General features: G+C 65.0%; 21 protein-coding genes and 1 pseudogene. 13 read left to right on the forward strand and 9 right to left on the reverse strand.

The genetic code is table 11. The features are described 5' to 3' along the window. The 6 genes and pseudogenes from DN412_RS38540 to DN412_RS38565 all read left to right on the forward strand — a co-directional run. Positions 1-295: pseudogene (locus DN412_RS38540) on the forward strand (IS110 family transposase); the annotation flags it as partial. Positions 296-523: 228 nt separating this feature from the next. Continuing rightward, on the forward strand, positions 524-1,012 hold the full coding sequence (locus DN412_RS38545; RefSeq protein ID WP_115216347.1) for a winged helix-turn-helix transcriptional regulator: 489 nt from the start codon (positions 524-526) through the stop codon (positions 1,010-1,012). A gap of 135 nt (positions 1,013-1,147) precedes the next feature. Further along, the gene (locus tag DN412_RS38550) at positions 1,148-2,335 is read left to right on the forward strand and encodes a thiolase family protein (RefSeq protein WP_115216348.1); all 1,188 of its coding nucleotides are present in this window, start codon (positions 1,148-1,150) and stop codon (positions 2,333-2,335) included. An 82-nt stretch (positions 2,336-2,417) separates the two neighbouring features. Beyond that, positions 2,418-2,891, forward strand: coding sequence for a MaoC family dehydratase (locus tag DN412_RS38555; protein WP_115216349.1), 474 nt, complete (start codon positions 2,418-2,420; stop codon positions 2,889-2,891). After that, positions 2,888-3,826 (forward strand): 2-dehydropantoate 2-reductase, encoded by a 939-nt coding sequence (locus DN412_RS38560; RefSeq protein ID WP_115216350.1) that lies wholly within the window; start codon positions 2,888-2,890, stop codon positions 3,824-3,826. Before DN412_RS38555 ends, DN412_RS38560 begins: the two co-directional genes overlap by 4 nt. Before the next feature lie 32 nt (positions 3,827-3,858). Next, on the forward strand, positions 3,859-4,668 hold the full coding sequence (locus DN412_RS38565) for an oxepin-CoA hydrolase, alternative type (RefSeq protein ID WP_115216351.1): 810 nt from the start codon (positions 3,859-3,861) through the stop codon (positions 4,666-4,668). A 50-nt stretch (positions 4,669-4,718) separates the two neighbouring features. Here DN412_RS38565 and DN412_RS38570 read toward each other — a convergent pair whose 3' ends face one another. The 4 genes from DN412_RS38570 to DN412_RS38585 form a co-directional block, all read right to left on the reverse strand. After that, positions 4,719-5,720, reverse strand: a complete 1,002-nt coding sequence (locus DN412_RS38570; RefSeq protein ID WP_115216352.1) for a Bug family tripartite tricarboxylate transporter substrate binding protein — start codon at positions 5,718-5,720, stop codon at positions 4,719-4,721. Positions 5,721-5,833: 113 nt separating this feature from the next. Continuing rightward, positions 5,834-7,765 carry an acyl-CoA synthetase gene (locus tag DN412_RS38575; protein WP_115216353.1) on the reverse strand — a complete coding sequence of 644 codons (1,932 nt, stop codon included), beginning with the start codon at positions 7,763-7,765 and terminating at the stop codon, positions 5,834-5,836. Positions 7,766-7,767: 2 nt separating this feature from the next. Continuing rightward, positions 7,768-8,559 (reverse strand): enoyl-CoA hydratase/isomerase family protein, encoded by a 792-nt coding sequence (locus DN412_RS38580; RefSeq protein WP_115216354.1) that lies wholly within the window; start codon positions 8,557-8,559, stop codon positions 7,768-7,770. Positions 8,560-8,587: 28 nt separating this feature from the next. After that, positions 8,588-9,772 (reverse strand): acetyl-CoA C-acyltransferase, encoded by a 1,185-nt coding sequence (locus DN412_RS38585; protein WP_115216355.1) that lies wholly within the window; start codon positions 9,770-9,772, stop codon positions 8,588-8,590. 410 nt (positions 9,773-10,182) lie between these two features. Here DN412_RS38585 and DN412_RS38590 point away from each other — a divergent pair, with 410 nt between their 5' ends. From DN412_RS38590 to DN412_RS38605, 4 genes are all read left to right on the forward strand, one after another. Next, positions 10,183-10,662 (forward strand): SRPBCC family protein, encoded by a 480-nt coding sequence (locus DN412_RS38590; RefSeq protein ID WP_115216356.1) that lies wholly within the window; start codon positions 10,183-10,185, stop codon positions 10,660-10,662. A 121-nt stretch (positions 10,663-10,783) separates the two neighbouring features. Further along, positions 10,784-11,275 carry a (2Fe-2S)-binding protein gene (locus tag DN412_RS38595; protein ID WP_115216357.1) on the forward strand — a complete coding sequence of 164 codons (492 nt, stop codon included), beginning with the start codon at positions 10,784-10,786 and terminating at the stop codon, positions 11,273-11,275. A gap of 1 nt (position 11,276) precedes the next feature. Continuing rightward, positions 11,277-13,652 (forward strand): xanthine dehydrogenase family protein molybdopterin-binding subunit, encoded by a 2,376-nt coding sequence (locus tag DN412_RS38600; protein ID WP_115216358.1) that lies wholly within the window; start codon positions 11,277-11,279, stop codon positions 13,650-13,652. After that, positions 13,649-14,509 (forward strand): FAD binding domain-containing protein, encoded by an 861-nt coding sequence (locus DN412_RS38605; protein ID WP_115216359.1) that lies wholly within the window; start codon positions 13,649-13,651, stop codon positions 14,507-14,509. The genes DN412_RS38600 and DN412_RS38605 overlap by 4 nt, the downstream gene beginning before the upstream one ends. Before the next feature lie 20 nt (positions 14,510-14,529). On the opposite strand, the gene DN412_RS38610 is transcribed toward DN412_RS38605, so the two are convergent. From DN412_RS38610 to DN412_RS38625, 4 genes are all read right to left on the reverse strand, one after another. Continuing rightward, positions 14,530-15,240, reverse strand: coding sequence for a TetR/AcrR family transcriptional regulator (locus DN412_RS38610; protein WP_115216360.1), 711 nt, complete (start codon positions 15,238-15,240; stop codon positions 14,530-14,532). A gap of 119 nt (positions 15,241-15,359) precedes the next feature. Further along, positions 15,360-15,911 (reverse strand): TetR/AcrR family transcriptional regulator, encoded by a 552-nt coding sequence (locus DN412_RS38615; RefSeq protein ID WP_115216361.1) that lies wholly within the window; start codon positions 15,909-15,911, stop codon positions 15,360-15,362. Between the two features lie 146 nt (positions 15,912-16,057). Continuing rightward, the gene (locus tag DN412_RS38620; RefSeq protein WP_208647746.1) at positions 16,058-16,840 is read right to left on the reverse strand and encodes an alpha/beta fold hydrolase; all 783 of its coding nucleotides are present in this window, start codon (positions 16,838-16,840) and stop codon (positions 16,058-16,060) included. 57 nt (positions 16,841-16,897) lie between these two features. Further along, entirely contained in the window at positions 16,898-17,287 is a 390-nt protein-coding gene (locus DN412_RS38625; protein WP_115216362.1) for an MAPEG family protein, read from the reverse strand. Between the two features lie 121 nt (positions 17,288-17,408). Here DN412_RS38625 and DN412_RS38630 point away from each other — a divergent pair, with 121 nt between their 5' ends. The 3 genes from DN412_RS38630 to DN412_RS38640 all read left to right on the forward strand — a co-directional run bounded on the left by DN412_RS38630 (position 17,409) and on the right by DN412_RS38640 (position 19,389). Next, positions 17,409-18,368, forward strand: coding sequence for a GlxA family transcriptional regulator (locus tag DN412_RS38630; protein ID WP_115216363.1), 960 nt, complete (start codon positions 17,409-17,411; stop codon positions 18,366-18,368). A 246-nt stretch (positions 18,369-18,614) separates the two neighbouring features. Beyond that, the gene (locus tag DN412_RS38635) at positions 18,615-18,935 is read left to right on the forward strand and encodes a hydroxyquinol 1,2-dioxygenase (protein ID WP_115216364.1); all 321 of its coding nucleotides are present in this window, start codon (positions 18,615-18,617) and stop codon (positions 18,933-18,935) included. 34 nt (positions 18,936-18,969) lie between these two features. After that, positions 18,970-19,389 (forward strand): organic hydroperoxide resistance protein, encoded by a 420-nt coding sequence (locus DN412_RS38640; protein ID WP_115216365.1) that lies wholly within the window; start codon positions 18,970-18,972, stop codon positions 19,387-19,389. Positions 19,390-19,531: 142 nt separating this feature from the next. On the opposite strand, the gene DN412_RS38645 is transcribed toward DN412_RS38640, so the two are convergent. Continuing rightward, positions 19,532-20,998, reverse strand: a complete 1,467-nt coding sequence (locus tag DN412_RS38645) for a patatin-like phospholipase family protein (protein WP_115216366.1) — start codon at positions 20,996-20,998, stop codon at positions 19,532-19,534. Positions 20,999-21,248: the final 250 nt, after the last annotated feature.

Here is a 21,248-nt window from a genome sequence, read left to right on the forward strand (position 1 = left end):
GCGCACCCGGCGCTCCACCAACCGGGTGCGCCAGGCGCTCAAGCTGGCGGCCATGAGCCTGTCGCGCAACGACTCGGCGCTCGGCGCCTTCTATCGCCGCCTGTGTGCCCGCATGGACAAGCCGCGTGCCAATACCGCCGTCGCGCACAAGCTCGCGCGCATGGTCTACTTCATGCTGACCCGCGGCGAGGCCTTCGTCGACCAGGGCCAACAGCGCTATGAAGAACAGCAGCGCGAGCGCAGCATCGCCGCGCTACGGCGCCGCGCGACTGCCCTCGGCTTCCAGATCCATCCCNGGAGGCGATCCGGAAAATACTTTCGGTATGTCGATCAATACATGCGCTGTATCACGTGCCCGGATTCGCCACTTACCGCTGTCTACGAAATCTCGTATGGTGCTGTCCGATACCTGCAAGGCCAGCCGGGCTCAGCGCAGCCTTAACATCCAGCTTGCGTGATGATAGGGACTGCTCTAGACTAACTATCATATTGATAGCAAGTCCATTTTCCGAGGAGACCCATCATGCAGAGAAAGCCGCTTGGTGAAACTCCGTGCCCGATCGCCCGCACCGCGGCCCGCGTGGCCGACAGCTGGAGCGTGCTGATCCTGCGCGAAGCGTTCTACGGCGTGACGCGCTTCGATGCGTTCCAGCAGAACCTGGACATCGCGCCCAATATGCTGACCCGCCGCCTGAACTCGCTGGTGGAGGAGGGCATGCTCGAGCGGCGCCAGTACTGCGACCGGCCGCCGCGCTCTGAGTACCTCCTGACCGAGCGCGGGCGCGACTTTCGTCAGGTGCTGCTGGCCATGCTGGCGTGGGGCAACAAGCATCTCGCGCCTGAAGGTGAAAGCGTGCAGTTGGCCGACCGGCACACCGGCGCGCGCGTCGAGCCGGTGCTGGTCGATGCCGCCAGCGGCCGCCCCGTCACCGGCCCCGATTACCACATCGTTCCCGGCCCGGCGGCCAGCGACGGCGTACAGCGGCGGCTGGGCCGCTCGGCCGAGGCCTGACCCGAACCCTCCCGGAGCCCGTGCCGCCAATGCCCGCTGCAGGGTCCAGGACCCGGCCACCAGGCCAATTCCGCACGGCGCGTCGCCTGACGCGCGTGCGACGGATTGATGCTGTGTTTTGTCATGGAGTTTGAGATGAATGCAAGAGATGTCGTGCTGTGCCAGCCGTTGCGAACCGCCATCGGCGCCTATAACGGTTCATTGAAATCCATCCCGGCGACGGAGCTCGGTTCCGCGGTGATCCGGGCATCGGTGCAGGCCGCGGGAATCGATCCCGGCCAGGTTGGCAGCGTGGTGTTCGGCAATGTGATCCAGGCAGGCAACCGGATGAACCCGGCCCGGCAGGCTGCCATCGGGGCGGGCCTGCCGGTTTCGGTTCCCGCGATGACCGTCAACCGCGTATGCGGCTCGGGGGCGCAGGCCATTGCAACGGCAGCGGACGAGGTGAGGCTGGGTTATGTCGACATCGCCATTGCTGGCGGCATGGAGAACATGGACCGTGCGCCATACCTGATGCCCTCCGGCCGTTGGGGCCAACGCATGGGCGATTCAGTGCTGCATGACAGCATGCTGTACGACGGACTGCACGACGCTTTCTCCGGCCAGCACTCCGGCTGGCATACCGAGGACCTTGCCGCGCGCTATGCGCTCAGCCGCGAGGCGCAGGATCGCTGGGCCGAACGTTCGCAGCACAACTTCGCGCTGGCACAGGCCAAGGGGCGCTTCGCCGGCCAGATCGCCGGGGTGCCGGTCAAGGGGAAGGGCGGTACGACCCTGTTCGAGGTGGACGAAGCCAACCGGCCCGATACCAGCTTCGATACGCTCAGCCGCCTCAAGCCGGCGTTTCGCCCGGACGGCACCATCACGGCCGGCAATGCACCGGGGCTGAACAGCGGGGCGGCGGCCATGATCGTTGCCGAACGTTCGCTGGCCGAAGGCAAGGGGCTGGCGCCGATGGCGCGTCTGGTGGCCTATGGGGTGGGCGCGGTGGAGCCCGGCCTGTTCGGGCTTGGGCCCGTGCCGGCGGTGCGGCAGGCGCTGCAGCGCGCCGGCTGGCAACTGGGCGACATTGAACGCATCGAGATCAATGAGGCCTTTGCCGCGGTTCCCCTGGCAGTGGCCGCTGAGCTTGGCCTGCCTCACGACATCATCAATGTCGACGGTGGCGCCATTGCGCACGGCCATCCGATCGGAGCGACCGGCGCGGTGCTGACGACGCGCCTGCTGCATGCCATGCGCGCGGATGGCATCCGGCGCGGCATCGTCACGCTGTGCATCGGCGGCGGTCAAGGCATTGCGCTGGCGCTCGAGGCGCTGGCCTGATCCGTCTGCGGGCATCTTGCGCATCTTGCAACCAGGCGCGCTGGTCCGTGAATGCAGCGTGAAGAACTCTGGAGGAACAAGCATGACCACTCAATACATCGAGGACCTGGCGCCGGGCCAGAAATATGGTTCGGGACGGCTGACCGTCGAGACGGACAGGATCAAATCCTTCGCTGCCGAGTTCGACCCGCAGCCTTTCCACCTCGATGAAGCGACTGCGCGCGACACCCTGTTCCGCGGCCTGGCCGCGAGCGGCTGGCACACGGCGGCGCTGACCATGCGCCTGCTGGTCGACGGCGAACTCCGGCCCGCGGGCGGCATCATCGGGGCGGGCTTCGAGGAGCTGCGTTGGCCCAAGCCAGTGCGGCCCGGCGATGTGTTGCATGTCGAGAGCGATATCCTGGAGGTGCGGACGTCGAAGTCGCGTCCCGATCAAGGCATCGTGAAGGTGCGCATCACAACCTTCAACCAGCATGACGAAGCCGTGCAGGCCGGCGTCGTCAATCTGGTCGTGCAGTGCCGTTCCGCCGGCAACGCCAAGACGGAGGCACCATGAAGATATTGGTACTCGGTGCCGGCGCCATGGGTGGCTACTACGGCGCGCGACTGATCGAAGCGGGCGCGGATGTCACGTTCCTCGTGCGGCCCGGCCGCGCGCAGGCGCTGGAGCGCCATGGCCTGGTGGTGCGCAGTGAGCTTGGCGATTTCCATCGCCCGGTAAGTACGGTGCTGGCGGGCGAGGTCGATGCGCAGTATGACCTCGTCCTGCTGGCCTGCAAGGCCTACGACATTGACGATGCGATTACAGCGATCAGCCCGGCAGTCGGCAGCGGCACTGCAGTATTGCCCCTGCTCAATGGCCTGGGCGCCTATGACCGGCTCGACCATCGCTTTGGCAGGGAGCGCGTGCTGGGCGGGGTCTCGTACATCGCGACAATGCTGGCCACGGACGGAACCGTCCTGCACGCCGGCCGCGTGGACCGGCTGGTGGTCGGGCCACGCGCCGCGCAGACGTCGGCGCTCGCGGCGGACTTCCATGCGCTGGTATCCAGGGCAGCGGGCACGCGCGAGCTATCGGGCGCGATCGCGCAGGAGCTCTGGAACAAGTGGGCCATGATCGCCGCGGGCGCGGTCATGACATGCCTGATGCGAGGAACCGTGGCGGACATCATGAAGACGCAGGACGGTCGTCGCCTGATGCTTGACGCAATGGCGGAGTGCCTGACGGTGGCCCAGCTATGCGGCCACGCCATCCCGGAGCCCGTTGCCGATGCCATGCAGGGCCGCCTGCTGGACAGTTCCTCGACCTGGGCAGCCTCGATGATGCGGGATATTGCCCAGGGCGCCCCACGCATCGAAGCCGACGCCATCGTCGGCGATCTCATCGATCGTGCTGCCGAACGCGGGCGCGATCTCCCGTTGAGCCGCATGGCCTATTGCCATCTGCAGGTCTATCAGGGCCAGCGCGCTGCGCAACAGGCTGCTGGCTGACCAGACCTTGCCTCACTGAAAGACTTCACGACATGACCACCTTCTCCTCTTTGCTCCAGCACACGGAAGGCCACGTGCTGGTCCTCACCATCAACAACCCCGGCAAGCGCAACGCCATCGCGGCCGACCTCTATGACAATATCCGCGCCGCGCTGGCCGCTGCCGCGGACAATCCGGATATCGGCGCGATCGTACTGACCGGTGCAGACAGCTATTTCTGTGCGGGCGGCGACCTGGAACTGATCAGCATGCGTCGGGAACTGACCTACGAGGAGCGCATCGAGCGGCTGGGTCACCTGCACGACGTGGTGTGCAAGCTGCGCGACTATCCCAAGCCGATCGTGGCAGCGGTCGAAGGCGGGGCGGCGGGCGCGGGCTTCTCGCTGGCATTGGCCTGCGACCTGTTGGTGGCATCCGCCGGTGCTGCCTTCTCGATCGCCTATGTGAAGGTGGGGCTGACACCGGACGGCGGCATTACGGGCCTGCTGGCGCAGAGCCTGCCGCGGCAGTTGCTGACGCAGCTGGCGTTGACCGGCGATCGCATCACGGCAGAGCAGCTGCAGCACTTCGGGGTCGTCAACCAGCTGGTGGAAGCGGGACAGGCCGGCGCGGCGGCGATTGCGCTGGCGGCACGCCTTGCGCAAGGGCCCCGGCAGGCCATGGGGTCGATCAAGGCGCTGTGCCGGCATGCCCATGAGCGCACGCTCGACGACCAGCTCGAAGCCGAGCGGATCGCCATGGCCGTGGCCCAGGGCGGTGCCGAAGCCGCCGAAGGCATTGCTGCATTCCTGGGGAAACGGCCCGCCGATTTTGTCGGCCTGCGCCGCGGCGCAGCTGGCTGACCGCCTTGCCGCCGGGGCCTCCAGCAGGCCCCGGGAGGCCCCGGCAGCCTCTATTGCCCGGCCAGCCTCAGGCTTTTCGCGATGCGGGTCAGTTTGGCGTGTTCGCTGTTCAGGAAGGCTTGCGCCTGTGCCATCGTCATCGGCTCGATCGCGCGCTGAAGGTTGACGCTGCGGCGGGTGCGGTTTTCGGGGCTGGCCACCCAGGCGTTCATGGCCTCCACCACGCGTGCCGTCACGGCGTCCGGTGTATCCGGCGGGGCCAGCACGCCTGCCCACTGGCTGTATTCGAAATCGGCCAGGGGCTTGTTTTCGGACAGTGCGGGCACATCGGGCAACGACGGATGCCGGGCCTTGCTGGCAACCCCGATCGGCTTGAAGCGGCCGGCCTTGATCATGCCGTAAGTCGGGCCCCCCATGGGAATGAAGGTCAGGTCTACCTGTGCACCGGCGATGTCGGTGGTGACCGGGGCCGCGCCTTTGTATGGCACTTCCAGGAAGCGCACGCCGGTACGGGCCTGGAAGTCGGCGCCTACCAGGTGGGGCGCCGAGCCGGGGCCCCAGTGTGCCAGCGACAGTGGGCGGTTCTTCGGGTTCTTGGCGTAAGCAATGACCTCGTCGACGTTCTTGAAAGACAACGAGGGATTCGAGACCAGGATGAAGTCCGATATCCCGGTGAAGCCCGCCAGCCTGAACTTCTCCGGCGAATACCTCGCCGACGCAATGGTGAGCGGCGCGACCAGGAAGTCGATGCCGGTCGTGCCCAGCAAGGTGTAGCCATCGCTGGCGCTGCGCAGCACGTTCATCGCGCAGATCGAGCCGCTTGCGCCGGGAAGGTTGTCGGCAATGACGTTCTGCCCCAGGCTGCGCTTCATCACCACGGCTGCCGCGCGGATCGATTCGTCTGCGGGGCCGCCGGCGGGAAATGCGACCTTGACGACAATCGGCTTGCTCGGATAGGGCGCTTGCGCCCGCAGCCAGGACGGGGCGAGAAGTGCCGGCGCGGCGCCGCAGGCAGCCTGCAACAGGCGCCGGCGCGAAAGCTGGATGGTCATGGTTGTCTCCTTGATGGATGCTGCGAGCCGGCATGCCGGGCACACCGGGCATGAGGCGCTGCCGGCATGCGGCTCGCACTGCCTCTGGCGAGGCTTCATTTTTTGGGAACGGGCTACTCGTAGACCACCGCGTACTTGATCGTCAGCGTCGTGAACGCCTTGCCGATGGTGGCTACCGCGACCTCCCTTTGCTCGTGGCTCAGGGTGGCGGGCAGCACCAGCGTGGACAGGATGCCCTGGTCCCCGCGATCCTCGATGCGGATATCGACAAGCGGAACCGGTATGTCCGCCTTGACCTCGGCAAGCATCTGCCGCTGCGCCCGCAATACGGCGTCACTGCGCAACGTGTTCTTCTGGATCTTGCCGACGGCCGTCTTCGGGATGGCATCGACCACGTAGAACTGCTTGGGCACGGCGGCGCGTTCCGGGATCACCTCATAGGCGTAGTGCTTGATGCGGCCGATCGGGTAGGTGCTGCCCGGCTTGAGCGCGATGTATGCGACCGGCAGCTCCCCGGCATGTGCATCGGGCAGGCCGACGGCGGCGGCATCGAATACCTCGGGGTGCCGATACAGCGCCTCTTCGATCATGCGTGGATCGATATTGTTGCCTCCGCGGATGATCAGGTCCTTGGCCCGGCCGGTGAGCCAGAAGTAGCCATCGTCGTCCACATAGCCCAGGTCGCCGGTATTGAACCAGCCGCCCTCGAACCAGATGCTCTTGTTCTGCTCCGGGTTCAGGTAGCCGGCGAAGATGTTGGGGCCGCGCACCACTACAATGCCGGGCTCACCCGGCCCACAGTCGCGCTGGATGCGCCCACTGGCAGCCTTGACGACCTTCATCTCCTGGTAGGCCATGGGCAGGCCGATGGAACCGATGCGCCGCTCGCCATAGCGGGGGTTGGTTGCGCTCAGCGCTGTACCTTCGGTCAGGCCGTAGCCCTCAAAGATCTTCGCCCCGGTCTTGTGCTCGAACGCCTCGGCGACGGCCACCGACAGCGGCGCCGTGCCGCAGCTCGCGGCCTTGAGAGAGCTGATGTCGGCGTCCCCGATCGGAATGTTCAGGGCCATGTTCACCACGCTTGGCACCATGCCCAGCGCGGTGACCCCGAAGTGGTCGACGATCTGCCAGAGATTGCGGATGACGGACGGATCGCGCCAGCCACTGGACGTCAGCAGCACGACCGATGCGCCACGCGCCAGCGGCATCAGGCAATTGGTGAGTACGCCCGTGACATGGAACATCGGCACGCCGCAGACGCGCACGTCGTCTGGCTGGACGTCGATCTGCATCGCGCTCACCCAGGCCATGGCGACCTCGTTGCCATGGGTGTGGAGCGCGAGCTTGGGCGTGCCGGTGGTGCCGCCGGTATGGAACATCGAGGCGGTATCGTGCCGCGAGAAGACTCGCCTGCTGTCGAGCGCCGCGTCCTGGAAGCGGGAGATCCCGGCGTCGAGGTCGATAACCCCTTCCTCGCTCGCCGTGCCGCCGCCGGCCTTGATCCAGTGGCGGACCTCGGGCAGCTCGCGCCGCACCAGCATGGCCTTGTTCCAGGCCTCGATATCCGCGTCGGGGCCATAGGCGATCACCGCCCTGGCGCCGGCATTGCGCAGCAGCGCCGCGATAATCTCCGGCTCAAGCATCCAGTTGACCGGGCAGGCAATGCCCGTTGCCTCGCTGCCCCAGAGCGCGTACTGCGACTCCGGTGTCACCGGCATCAGGACCCCGATGACATCATGCGGTCCGAGGCCCAGCGAGTGCAGCAGGTTGGCGGTCTGCGTGATGCGCCCGAACAGCTGCGCATGGGTGATGGTGACCGCCTTGCCCAGCTCGTCTCCGGAGGCGAAATAGTGCAGGGCGGGTGCCTCCGGCGCGCGGTCGCGCGCCAGGCGCAGCAACTCGTAGGTGCTGTCGGGCAGCTGACGTTCGGCAAGCGGCGTCTGCTCGAAATGCCTGATATCGGCGAGCGTCGTTACCTTCAGCCGCGGCTGGTACGGATCGACCCGGCCCGGGCTGGCCGGCGTTTGCGTGTTGAGCTGGGTCATGATCAGGTTCCCTGGTAGACCGGACGGCGCTTGTTCAGGAACGCTTCACCGCCTTCATGCATATCGTCAGTGCTGAACAGCGTGGCAAAGGCAAGCTGCTCCAGCATCAGCGCGGTATCGAGCGTTGCGTCCTGGCCGTTGTTGATCATCAGCTTGGCCATGGCAATGGAGTGCGGCGATTTCTCGGCAATGCGTTGCACATAGGCCTTCGCTTCCTCCAGCACCTGGCTGGCCGGCACCACCTTGTTGACGAGCCCGATGCGGTAGGCCTCGTCCGGCTTGATGATTTCGCCGGTGAAGATCATTTCCTTGGCGCGTGTCGCCCCGACCAGCCGGGTCAGGCGCTGGGTACCACCGCGCCCCGGAATCAGGCCCACGTTGGTTTCGGTCTGTCCGAGCAAGGCGTTGTCCGCGGCGACGCGCAGGTCGCACGCCATGGCCAGCTCCAGGCCGCCGCCAAAGCACGGGCCTGCAATGGCGGCGATCACGGGGATGGTGCTGTGGTGAATCAGCGCCCACAGGTCGGGCGCGCCGCTGGTCGGGACGAAAGCCTCTATCGGGCGGCGCGCGAGCATTTCGGGAATGTCGCCCCCGGCGACGAACGCCTTGGTACCGCCCCAGAGGACGATGCCGCGAACGGTCCGGTCGGCTATCAGCGAGGACAAGGCCGCGTAGAGATCGCTGCGCAGTGTCGTGTTGAGTGCGTTGTACTTTTCCAGCCGGTTCATGGTGACGACGGCGCACGGGCCATCCCGGTCCACAAAGACGGTTTCGTACTCGGTGATGTTGCTCATCTGGTGTCTCCTGTCTTTTCGACGTCTTTTAGTGAATGAACTCGAACAGCCCTGCCGCGCCCATGCCGCCGGCGGCGCACATGGTCACGACGCCATACTTGGCCTTGCGGCGACGCCCCTCGAGCAGGATGTGGCCGACCTGGCGCGCGCCCGTCATGCCATACGGATGTCCGATGGCGATGGCGCCGCCGTTGACATTGACGCGCTCCAGCGGCAAGCCCAGCTGGTCGATGCAATACAGCGCCTGGCAGCCAAACGCCTCGTTGAGCTCCCACAGGTCGATGTCGTCGATGGAGAGCTCGTTGCGCTCCAGCAGGCGCGGGACCGCACGGACCGGTCCGACACCCATTTCGTCAGGTTCCACGCCCGCGGTGGCCAGGCTCACGAAGTACCCCAGGGGTTCGAGACCGCGCCGTTCCGCCTCGCGCTCAGACATCACCACCAGCGCAGCGGCGCCGTCGGACAACTGGCTCGAATTGCCGGCCGTTACCTGGTAACCCTCGCCCTTCACGGCGGGCAGCACACGCAGCTTTTCCAGCGTGGTGTCGGCACGAACACCTTCGTCGGCTTCGAGCAGAAACTCGACCATGGAAGTCTCGCCGGTGTCCTTGTTCGTCACCGACTTGAGCGATGCGAGCGGAACAATCTCGTCAGCGAAACGGCCTGCCTTCTGGGCTGCGACGGTGAGCTGCTGGCTACGCACCGAGAACTCGTCGGCGCGCTCGCGCGACATGTCATAGCGCTTGGCCAGGATCTCGGCGGTATCGATCATGTGCAGATAGACATCGGGCCGATTCTTTGCCAGCCAGGCCTCTTGCTGGGCAACCTTCAGCGTGACCGGCTGCGACAGGCTGATGGATTCGACACCACCCGCCACCATCACCGGCACCTTGTCGATCAGGACGCGTTGCGCGGCAAAGGCGACCGCCTGCAGCCCGGACGCGCAGAAGCGCGTCAGCGTGGTGCCGCTCACGGACACAGGCAGGCCAGCGCGGATGCCGCCTGCGCGGGCAACGTTGCCACCGGTGGCGGCGATGGGTTGGCCGCAGCCAAAGATAATGTCTTCGACTTCCCCGCCGTCGATTCCCGCGCGCTGGACGGCGTGCTGGATGACATGGCCGGCCATGGTCGCCCCATGGGTCATGTTGAATGCGCCACGGCTGGCCTTGCCGATGGGGGTACGGGCGTACGAAACGATTACTGCGCGAGACATGGGTTCTCCTTTGGAATTGATGGATGCAGACGCCATGGGTCTGTCAGGCCACACATATAGACAGTGGATACATCAGGTCATGCATCGACCATTGGGAATGAACGAACAGGCGGCAACGATGAACATGTCAGGCGCATTGCCCGTGCCGTTGGCTCAGGATCTTCCCGGGTGCATTCAGTGTATCCACTGTCTACATGCTAGGCGGGCGATCTTGGCGCCGTCAAGAACTCGTGGGCATTGTTCGGGTTTACCTGCCTCTCCGTTTCTTGACGGTGCCCAACACGCTCTCTAGGATATAGACACTGACTAGATTGACGTCGGGGCCATGAGGAGCGACGGAGGCGCAGCGGCATTCGCAGCTTCGCGGCGGGTCCATCGCCATGGGTTGGCAGAAACCGGAGGGATGGAAATTGGAATTCACTGGTGCACAGGTCATCAAGGCTTCCAGGGAAGAGGTATGGAAGCGGTTGAATGATCCGGCTACGTTCCAGCAGTGTTTGCCGGGATGCGAGCAATATCAGCAGGTCGATGACGGCGGCTATGACGCGGTGATCGTCGCAGCCGTCGGGCCGATCAAGGCCCGTTTCAAGGGCACGGCCCGCTTCTCCCGCCATCAGGAGGGCATTGGTTATCACATTGAAGGCGGCGGCAGTGGTGGCGTCGCGGGCTTCGGCAAACTGGGTGCCGATGTCCGGCTGGAAGACGTCGATGGCGGCACCGCCCTGCACTACGTTGCCACAGCGCAGATGGGAGGAAAGCTGGCACAGATCGGATCCCGGCTGGTCGGCGCCGTGGCGAACAAATTCCTGGCGGAGTTCTTTTCCCGCTTCGAAAAGCTGGTGAGTCTGGAGGGCGATGGAAGCCGTCCTCTGGCACCTTCTCCTGACTAGGTCCCGGCCGGCGAGGGAAGGCGCTGCTGAATTTTTTTTTGCCCTTTAGTATGATGATCGTAATACTATAAACGTGACGCGTGCTGAGGCTGGAAGGGCGAACGCAGACACAGAGGCGACAGTGAGAATAGATAACACTATCAATGGCGTGAGCAGCACAACCGAAATCGAGCCGAGGCGGCTCCTGGTGCATTGGTTGCGGGACCAGAAGCGCCTGACCGGCGTCCATATCGGTTGCGACACCTCGCAGTGCGGCGCCTGCACCGTGCTCATCGACGGCACAACCGTGAAGTCGTGCACCGTGCTTGCCGCCCAGACGGACGGGTGCGAGCTGCATACGATCGAAGGGATGGACGACGACCACGCGACGACCGTCCTGAAGGAAGCCTTCAACGAGCTTCATGGCCTGCAGTGCGGATTCTGCACCCCGGGGATGCTGCTTGCGGCACGGGCGCTCCTTGCGCATCAGGCCGCGCCTTCGGAACACGAAGTCAGGGAGGCGCTGCACGGCAACCTGTGCCGCTGCACCGGGTACCAGAACATCGTCGATGCTGTGCTGCTTGCCTCGACCAGGCTGCAGCAGACGCCGTCCGCCACCTGTGGGGAGTCCTGAGATGAGCGAAGCACAGAACGATAGCGCAACCAAGTACATTGGCAAGTCGGTCAGGCGCCGCGAAGACAAGCGCCTGATGAGCGGCCGGGGCAAGTTCACCGATGACCATCAGTTTCCGGGCATGGTCTTCGCGGCCTTTGTGAGGTCTCCCTATGCCCACGCCAGGGTACGCGGCATCGATACGACTCAAGCCCTGGCCCTGCCTGGCGTGATCGGCGTACTGACCTATGCGGACATCGAGGGCAAGGTCGGCGATATCCGGCCGAACTGGGTCGTGGGCAACTCGAAGGTGCCGCCCCATCCTCCGCTTGCCGCCGACCGCGTGCGCTATGCCGGGGAAGCCGTGGCGATGGTGGTGGCACAAACGCGCGAGATCGCGGCAGACGCTGCCGAGCTCGTCACGGTCGACTACGAGGAGCTTGCGACCGTCGTCGATGCGGAAGCTGCACTGGCGGAGTCAGCGCCCCAGCTCCACGATAACGTCCCCGGCAACCGCATTGGCACCTTCCGGATGAAGGGCGGCAACTACGGGGATGCGGTGAAGCAAGCCGACCGGGTCGTGTCGATCCGGCTGGTCAACCAGCGGCTGATTCCGAGTCCGCTCGAACCCCGGGCCCTGTGTGCGAATTTCGATCCCATTGAAGAGCGCCTGACGTTTATCGTCCCCACGCAGGTTCCGCATATGTCGCGGCGTTGGCTGGCGGAGACGCTCAGGTGGCCCGAGCACCGGATCCGGCTGGTGGCGCCGGATATCGGCGGCGGCTTCGGCGCCAAGATGCACTTCTATGCGGAGGAGGTGCTGGTGGCATTCGCATCCCGGCACTTCGGCCTTCCAGTCAGCTGGACCGAGACGCGCAGCGAGAACCATGTCGCGACCACGCACGGCCGCGCGCACACGGAATACGTGGAAGCACCCGTCACAAGGGACGGCAAGGTGCTTGGGATCAGGTTGCGATCGTTCGCCAATCTCGGCGCCTATCTCTCCAATATGGCGACGGGCATCCCAACCATCAATACGGCCAACTACATCACAGGGAACTACCAGATATCGTCGGTCGACGCCGAGATTCATCTGGTGACCACCAACACCACGCCGGTCGATGCCTATCGGGGCGCCGGACGGCCGGAAGCCGCCTATATCATCGAGCGGCTGATGGACGCGGTGGCCGGGGAACTCGACCTCGATCCGGTTGAACTGCGCCGCCGCAACCTGGTGCGGGCGGACCAGTTTCCTTACCAGCCGCACGACGGCGCGCGCGGAAAATGGGATTCCGGCGACTACGAGGCCTGCCTGACCAAGGCGACCGAGCTGATCGACTACCAGCGCTGGCGCGAGGAGCAGGCCACGCTGCGCCAACAGGGGAGGTACATCGGCATCGGCGTGATCTGCTATCTCGAGCTGGTCGGCATGGGCATTTCGCCGATGCTGGAAAAGGTCGGCTTCGACCGGGGCGGCTGGGAGAGCGCGCATGTCCGCGTGCATTCCGATGGCAAGGTCACGCTGTTCAGCGGATCCATGACCCAGGGCCACGGCCACGCCACCAGCTTTGCGCAGATCGTCGCGGAAGTCCTGCAACTGCCGATGGACGATATCGATGTCGTCCAGGGCGACACCGATCGCGTGCTGGCGGGCCATGGCACCTTCAACTCGCGCTCCATGCCGGTAGGAGGAAGCGCTGCCTATATGGCGGCGAGCAAGATTCTCGCCAAGGCGCGCCGGATTGCCGGTCTCCTGCTCGAGGCTCCTGAAGAGGAAGTTCACTACGCGAATGGACAATTCACAAGCGCAGCCAACCCTACCGTTGTCACCTTCGCGCAGGTCGCAAGAATGGCATATCTTGCGCACAAGCTGCCCAGGGATGTTGAAGCCGGCCTGGACGAACGCGTCTTCTATGAGCCGGTCGCCCTGGGAGCGCCGAACGGTTGCCATGCAGTGGTCGTGGAGGTTGATGCGCAGACCGGTACAGTGACGATTCTTGACTACGTGGCGGTGGATGACGTTGGCGTCATGATCAATCCCATGCTTTGCCACGGCCAGATGCACGGCGGGATCGCGCAAGGCATCGGGCAGGCATTATTCGAAGAGGCAAAGTATGACGAGGCCGGGCAACTGCTTTCTGGTTCGCTGCTCGACTATGGCTTCCCGCGCATCGAACAGATACCGCGCATGCGTACCGGCTTCCATGTCTCTGCGGCGCCATCGAACCCGCTGGGCGTCAAGGGCATCGGTGAGGCTGGCTGCGTCGGTGCGCCGCCCGCGATCGTCGCGGCGGTATGCGATGCCCTGAAGCCATTCGGCATATCCCATCTCGATATGCCGCTGACGCCGCCAAAGGTCTGGCGTGCGATCCACGAGACCAGCCGGAGCGCGACATGATTCCCTATGAAGTCGAGTACGTCCGGGCGGGCAGTGTGCAACAGGCGCTCTCCGTGCTGGCGCAGAACCCCGATGCCAAGATCCTGGCCGGCGGCCATACGCTGCTGCCGATGATGAAGCTGAGGCTGGCCAGGCCGGCTTTGCTGGTCGATATCGGCCGCCTGCCTGAACTGCGTGGCATCGCGGTCCATCAGGATGCCATCTCGATCGGCAGCGCGACCACGCACGCCGAACTCGAAGCGAGCGCGGAGCTGAAGCAGCTCGCGCCGCTGTTTCCGCTTGCCGCGAGCGTGATTGCCGATCCGACGGTCAGGAACCGCGGCACGATCGGCGGAGCGCTCGTGCACGCCGACCCCTCGGCCGACTGGCCTGCTGTCGTGCTTGCAGCCGGGGCCGAGATGGAGATAGTCGGTGAACAAGGCGCAAGGCGCATTCCCGCCGATGAGTTCTTTGTCGGCTTCATGTCTTCGGCCGTGCAGCCGGACGAGGTCCTGACGCGTATCCATGTGCCGTTGCCAGCCGCAACGCGGGTTGCATACCGCAAGTTCCGGCATCCTTCGTCAGGTTACGCGGTGGCTGCCGCAGCGGTCGCGATCGACGTGGTCAACGATGGCTACGCATGGGGGCGAATCGGCATCACCGGCGTCGCTGAAGCGGCATTTCGTGCAACGTCGGCCGAGGCTTTGCTGGAAGGCAACTTCACCGACATCGCGGATAAGGTGGACGCCATCGTCGATGCGGCGTTCGTCGACGTGAGCCCGCTGGAAGACAACTTCGCCGATGGCGCATACCGGCTTGCGCTGGGCAGGGTCATGCTGAAGCGGGCGCTCCTCGAAGCCCTCGAGCCACGAGGCTGAAGCACTGCTGCCGGGGAGGGCTACGTCTGCGCGGCGCTGCGTGGCCTTGTCCTGGGCTTGCTTGCGGCGGCATCCGAAGCGGCTCCCGCCGCCTTTTTCTTCGCTGCCGCCAGCAGGCCGGTCAGCACAAACTGCTGTACGCTCTGCCGCCATTGCGTGAGCGCGACCTTCGGGCGCGGGCTCGGTCCGGTCGGCTTGGCACTGAAGAACATGCTGACGCCGTGCATGGCCGACCACGCGCAGCGCACCATCATGTCATCGAACTGCTCGGCGAGGTGGTTTTCCCCGAAGTAGTCCCGGACCGCGCCGGACAGCAGCTGGTATGACGCATTGCCGGCTTCGAGCAGCTCGGGGTACCTTTCCTTGTCCTCGATCTGTGGTCCGAACATCAGGTAGAAGAGGGCGGGATGCCTGACGGCGAACTCGATATAGCCATCCATTACGGTGAGCAGCCGCGCCTCGGCCGTCATCTCGGACGAGAGCCGGGCGCGGCGCACGGCGACCAGTTCACGGAATCCTTCGGCCGCGATCGCGGCCAGCAGGCCCTCCTTGTCGGCAAACTGGTTGCGCGGCGCGCCGTGGGATACCCCCGCGAGCTTGGCTGCGGAGCGCAGCGTCAGCCCGTGGACGCCCTTGTCGGCCAGGATCTCCCTGCCGCAGCGGATCATTTCTTCCCGCAGATTGCCATGGTGATAGCTTTGGCGGGCCGGGCGGGCGGTGGAGGTGGTCATGAGTGCGGTTCGCGGTGTCGTCAGGCCTCCATATTAGCGCTAACCGTTTCCTGTCCCAGGACTTGCCGCAAGCCGCAAGAAAGCACGCCATGGCCGGTCATCGGCCGCAGGGCATTGCGCTACAGCAACGACTGGAGAGCATCCACGATTTCCGTGGACAACGCTTCCGAGCGGACGGCGCGTGCCAGCACGAGGCCGCCGACCATGGAGGCGAGCGTGACGATAGCGTCCTTGCGCGAAGCCTCATCATCACCGCCCGCGATCAGTTCGATCAGCGATGCGACCCGCGCCTCGAAGCGCCGTCGCGTCCTGGCGTCAAGGCGCGAAACATCCGTGCCGAGCGCCGCAATCGCGCAACCCGATCCAGGGTTGTCGCGGTGCTTCTTGTCCAGATAGGCGCCAACGATCGCGCCCTTGCGCTGCCTGGGCGGCGCGGCTTGCGCTGCCTGCTCGAGAAACGCCATGGTCTGGTCGAAGGCGGCATCGATGGCCTCGGCGATCAGGACGTCCTTGGACTCGAAGTGCGCGTAGAAACCGCCATGCGTCATGCCGGCGCTCTTCATCAACTGCGCCACGCCGATGCCGTTGACACCGTGCTTGCGGAATTGCGTCGAAGCGGCCTTGACGATGTGCTTGTGGGTTTCCGCCTTTTGGTCGAGTGGATAGCGCATGGCAGGTTGGGAGGGTTCACGGCGTGCAGGTCTCTGCAATATATAGGATTATGATCATCATTGCATCCGATTCCGCCCGGCACCAGGGAGAGCGGGTCGCCGTCAACCCGTCCTGCGGTGACACCTGAACTTCCTGCACAGCGCAACTAGTTCGACTGATCCATCGCTGCCGCGATGATGGCATCGGCAACCTGCCTCGGCCTCGACAACTGCGGCACGTGGCTGGTCGGCACCTTCACGACGTGAGCAGAGATCTTCTGCGCCATTGCCGCCTGCAGGGCGGGCTGAATCATGTGATCCTGCTCGCTGAGGACGTACCAGGATGGCCTGGTCTTCCATGCGGCGACGGTGACCTTCTCTTCGAAGTCCTTTCCGCTGACTGGTCCCTGGGTCACGGCCATGATCCTGGTCTGGGCCGCCGGCACATCCTGGGCGAAGTGCTTCGCCATTCCCTCGGCACTCATTGTCAAGAATCCTTCCTTGTCTGCGACAAGAAAGTTGGACCCCTCGGGTGTCGGGTAGTCCTTGGCCAGGTCCGCCACCGACTGGCCTTCAGACGGTGCAAACGCAGCGACATAGACCAGGGCCTTGACGCGATCATGCTGGCCGGCCTCGGAGATCACTACGCCGCCCCAGGAGTGCCCCACGAGCACGACCGGTCCGGTCTGCCTGTCGAGCGCGCGGCGCGTGGCTGCCACGTCGTCCGCCAGCGAGGTCAGCGGGTTCTGGACCGAGACCACGTTCAGGCCTTTGGCCTGGAGCAGGGGAACGACCTTGTCCCAGGCGGACCCGTCGGCAAAGGCGCCGTGCACGAGCACGACCGTGGTCTTGTGTGCGTCCGCAACCGGCGCAGCGCCCGTGGCGGACGCAACGCTGCTTGCTGCGGCAACCAGGACCGCGGCCTGGATAAGCCTCTTCAATGGCTTCATGGGATTTCCTTGAAGGGTTGCGTGAATCTGTGGTGTCCCGTCGGCTGCGTGAGCACGTCAGCGTACGAGGACGGCCACGCACAGGGCCGCCCCGAACGCGTACGTTCCCAGGGCTGCGACGGCGCGGGCCGGATTCGGCTTCGACATGGAGGGCCAGGCAAGCAGTCCGAGCACCAGGAGCAGGCGGCAGGCCGTCGAACCTGCCATGCACCAGAGTTGCCAGGCCGGCGGATGCTGTGCGCCAAGGTACAGAAAGAGCACCGCGAGGAACGGCGCATACTCGGCGGTGTTGCCATGTGCGCGAACCAGTTTGGTCAGCATCTGATCGGGCTGCGGAGCGTAGCCGCTCAGCACGCCGAGCCGCGTCCGCTGGACCGAGATGGTGAGCCCAAGCGTGAACAGGAGCAGCCCCAGGGCAGCGGTGCAGGCCAATGCAGTGCTGTTCATTCGATACCTCTTGCGTGGTTGAGAGCGCGCATCTGGACAGCCTCCGTGAATGGATTGACAGGGTTAGGATAGGGTTCTAGCCTCGGTTCTGAATGACGAACTTCCCTCCTTTCAGGACAACATGAACCGAATCGGTTTCGTCGTCTTCCCCGGCTTCCAGATCCTCGATATGGCGGCTGCTTCGGTGTTCGAGATAGCGAACCTCGAAGTGCCGGCACCGGCCTACGAGATCCATGTCGTCTCGGAAGACGGTGGCGCGGTGAGGAGTTCCATCGGAGCGGCGCTCCAGACGATCGCGCTGGACCCACATGCCTACGACACGCTGATCGTGGCGGGGTCGACCGCGTTGCAGCCGTCATCGCCCAGGCTCTTGCGCTTGCTTGAATGCGCGCTCGAGTCCACGCGACGCATGGCCAGCATCTGCACCGGGGCGTTCATCCTGGCCGACGCCGGCATCCTCCACGAGCGCCGGGCGACCACGCACTGGCACTTTGCCAGGGACCTGCAGCGCCGCTTTCCCTCGGTGCGTGTCGAAGAGGACCGCATCTTCGTGCGCGACGGCAAGGTGTGGACCTCGGCCGGCATGACGGCGTGCATCGACCTCTCACTGGCGCTGGTCGAGCAAGACCTCGGGGCCGACTTGTCTCGATCGGTGGCGAAGAAGCTCGTGGTGCACCATCGCCGCGCCGGCGGGCAGTCGCAGTTCTCGATGCTGTCGGAACTCGAATCGACCTCGGACCGGATCCAGGCGGCGTTGACCTACGCCAGGAATCACCTGCACAAGGACTTGTCGGTGCAGACGCTGGCCAACGCCGCCCACATGAGCCTACGGCACTTCAGCCGCGAATTCCGGCAGAGCACGGGGCAATCCCCGGCGCGGGCGGTCGAGCGGCTGCGCGCGGACACGGCCCGCCGCCTCGTCGAGGCCGACCGGATGACGATCGAGCGCATTGCGAGCAAGACCGGCTTCTGTGACCCCGAGCGCATGCGGCGCGCGTTCCTGCGCATCTTCGGCGAGCCGCCGCAGGCGATCAAGCGGGCTGCCCGCCTGCGGCGCCTCGCGGAATCCGTCTCGATGTGATCCAGGGGGCGGGTCCAGGACACCGTCGCCGACCGTCACCCCTGCATCTCCCCGGCTCTTCCCCGGATTCTTGTACGCGTCTGTATTACGCAGCCGCAATGGATACGCGTCCTTACAAAGCGGGCCCTGAGTGGCTACGTGCGCGATACGTTGGTCTCCTTAAATACGCTCCATGGCCCGGCGGCAATGCCACCGCGAAGTGACCGAACGGCCAATACCCGACGCAAACGACCAAGGAAACCAATCATGTCCAACAACATCGCCAAGCGCTTTGCCATCGTCATCGCCCTCGCTGCCGCAGCTGCCGGCGCCCAGGCCGCCGCGCCTTCCCATGTGGGCGCACGCGACCCGTACACCGACGGTGCCCGCACGGTGCACGATGCGCGTGATGCGTTCAGCGAAGGCGCGCATTCGGTACAGGAGCCGCGCAGCCCTTACAGCGATGGCGCACGCAATTTCGATCCGTACTTCGACGGTGCCCACACCCTGGCCGGCTGGGACCGTACGGGGGTGTCGGCGGATCCGGCGCGCAACCTCGAGCCCCGTCAGGACGGCGCCTACGCCTGAATCCCTGAGTCACTGAATAACCAGCGAGCGCATCATGACCCATATCGAAAAAGTGCTGTACACCGGCAAGGTCCACACCAGTGCAGGCGGCCGCGACGGCCAGGCCCATAGCGACGACGGCCGACTGAACCTGCGGCTGTCGTCGCCGGGCAGCCGCGGCTCTGGCACCAACCCGGAGCAGTTGCTCGCCGCCGGATGGTCGGCCTGCTTTATCGGCGCGATCGGGCTTGCCGCCGGCAAGATGAAGATCAAGCTGCCGTCCGACCTTTCCGTCGACGCTGAGGTAGATCTCGGCATGGCCGATGACGCCTATCTCCTGCAGGCACGCCTCACTGTCCATATCCCCGGAATCGATCGCGAGGTGGCGCAGGGGCTGATCGATACCGCGCACCGGACGTGCCCGTACTCGAAGGCGTTGCACGGCAATATCCACATCGAAACCAGGCTGGTCTGACACGTAAACTGGCCTGCCCGGGGAAGTGGGGCAGGCCATCCTTTCCGCAAGGCGCTATGCATGCCGAAGATGGGCACCGCCGTGCAGGCTGCGGCATCGATCCCGTGCGCCCGGCGACAGGCCAGGGGGCATCATTGACAGGCTACTGATTCGTCCCCGGCGAGCGATTCCCGGGCACCTGGTCTGTCACGATCCTGGCACTCACGTCCTTCAGCAATTGCTGGAAATCGGGCGACTCCAGGATGATCTTTCCCGCAGCGGCGCGCAGGCGGTCGACGGCTTCGGCAGGCAAGGAGAACGACGTCGCCAGCTCGTTCAGGTAATCCAGTTCCGCCTGGTCCGTGAGTCGGGAAAACGACACGTCGATAGCATAGATGGTCGCGTCCGGCGTGCGCAGCGCCGCCGTGACGGCGGCATCCTTGTTCGCGGCAAAGGCGCTGGATTCGCGCAGCCGGCGCATGGCTTGCCACCGGGACTGGCTGTCCTTTAACAGTTCGGTCGCCTCATAGGAATAGTGGTCGATCGGCACGCCGGTGGCTTTCACCAGAATCTCCAGCGTACCCGGCGCAGACTCCGACTTGTCCCATGCCGTCCGGGGCGTGGACAGCGAATTGACGACAAAGACAATGATCCTGCGGATATGGTCCAGGGGCGTGGGCTGGCCGGTCAGGTGCAGGGCCTCCAGGACCTCGAGGGAATCCAGTACGCTGCGCATGCCCAGGTTGTCGGAGACGCCGCCGTCCACGACATGGATATAGGGCCGGTTGATGCTGTCGCCGTATTCCGCTTCTTCCTTCAGGTGCCGGGTTGCACGCGCGGCCGGCCGGGGCGGGTCGCCGGCGTCGACGAATGGCTTGATCCAGTCAGGGGGCACGTAGCCGCAGTTGCCGCCGTAGTTGTTGAGCGTGATGGGCGTCAGGACCACGGGGACTGCCGACGATGCCGCGGCGGCGCGGGACAGGCGCAGCGCATTGAGATCGGAGCAGAGCACGTCGAATGTGGTTTGCGTGAACGGAAGGCGCGCGCCTGTCGAGATGTCCGTGGCCGAGGCAATGATGAACGGGCCTTTGCCACGGTCGAGGTCGCCAAAGGTTGCCCCATGGAAAAGGATTTCGTCATACAGGTCGGCGGCCAGCTCGGAGCGGCCCCAGCCGCTCGACCACAGCGACGGCCAGTACGCCGGATTCAGCGTCCGGAACGTGATCTCGCCCTGCACGTCGCGTTTGAGGAAGCTCTGTTCGTAGAGGTCAAAGAGCCGTTCGCCATACAGGCCATAGGCGAGGGCGGTAAAGCTGCCGCCTGACACACCGGTGATGACGCCGACATGGTCGAGCAGGCGTGACCGGTTGCCCTTGGGGCCGACGACTTCGGTATGGCGCAGGAACTCAAGCACGCCATATGAGAATGCCGCCGCGCGCGTACCGCCCCCCGAGAAGGCAAGGATGACCAAGTTTTCATTGTCCGCCGCATACTGGGGCCGCGTGATGAACCGGTAGCCGGTACTCTGGTCCGCGTGGGCGATCGGCGGGTTCACCGGCCGGGAGGCACAGGCGGTAAGCAGAAGCAGCATCGCAATGGCTGCCAGGGCAGACGTCGGCAATCTGGCCATGGATCCTCCGCAGCGAATGCAGGACGATTCCAGGCCGGGCGTTCGGCGTCCTGCAACTCCCCCAATACTAGACGGCCAATGTAGCGATAGGCATACGTTTAGAGGTTGTCCCGGCCTTTGCCCTCGTCTAGGAGTCTGTCGGGCTTTCCGGCCTTCCAATCGATGATGCCCAGCCAGATAATCGTGGCAGCACAACCGACAGACTATCCCGATGAGCCGCTTCGTTCCCGTTGACCGAGACACTGCGTAC

Source organism: Cupriavidus lacunae, from assembly GCF_003353055.1.
Taxonomy (GTDB): Bacteria; Pseudomonadota; Gammaproteobacteria; order Burkholderiales; family Burkholderiaceae; genus Cupriavidus; species Cupriavidus lacunae.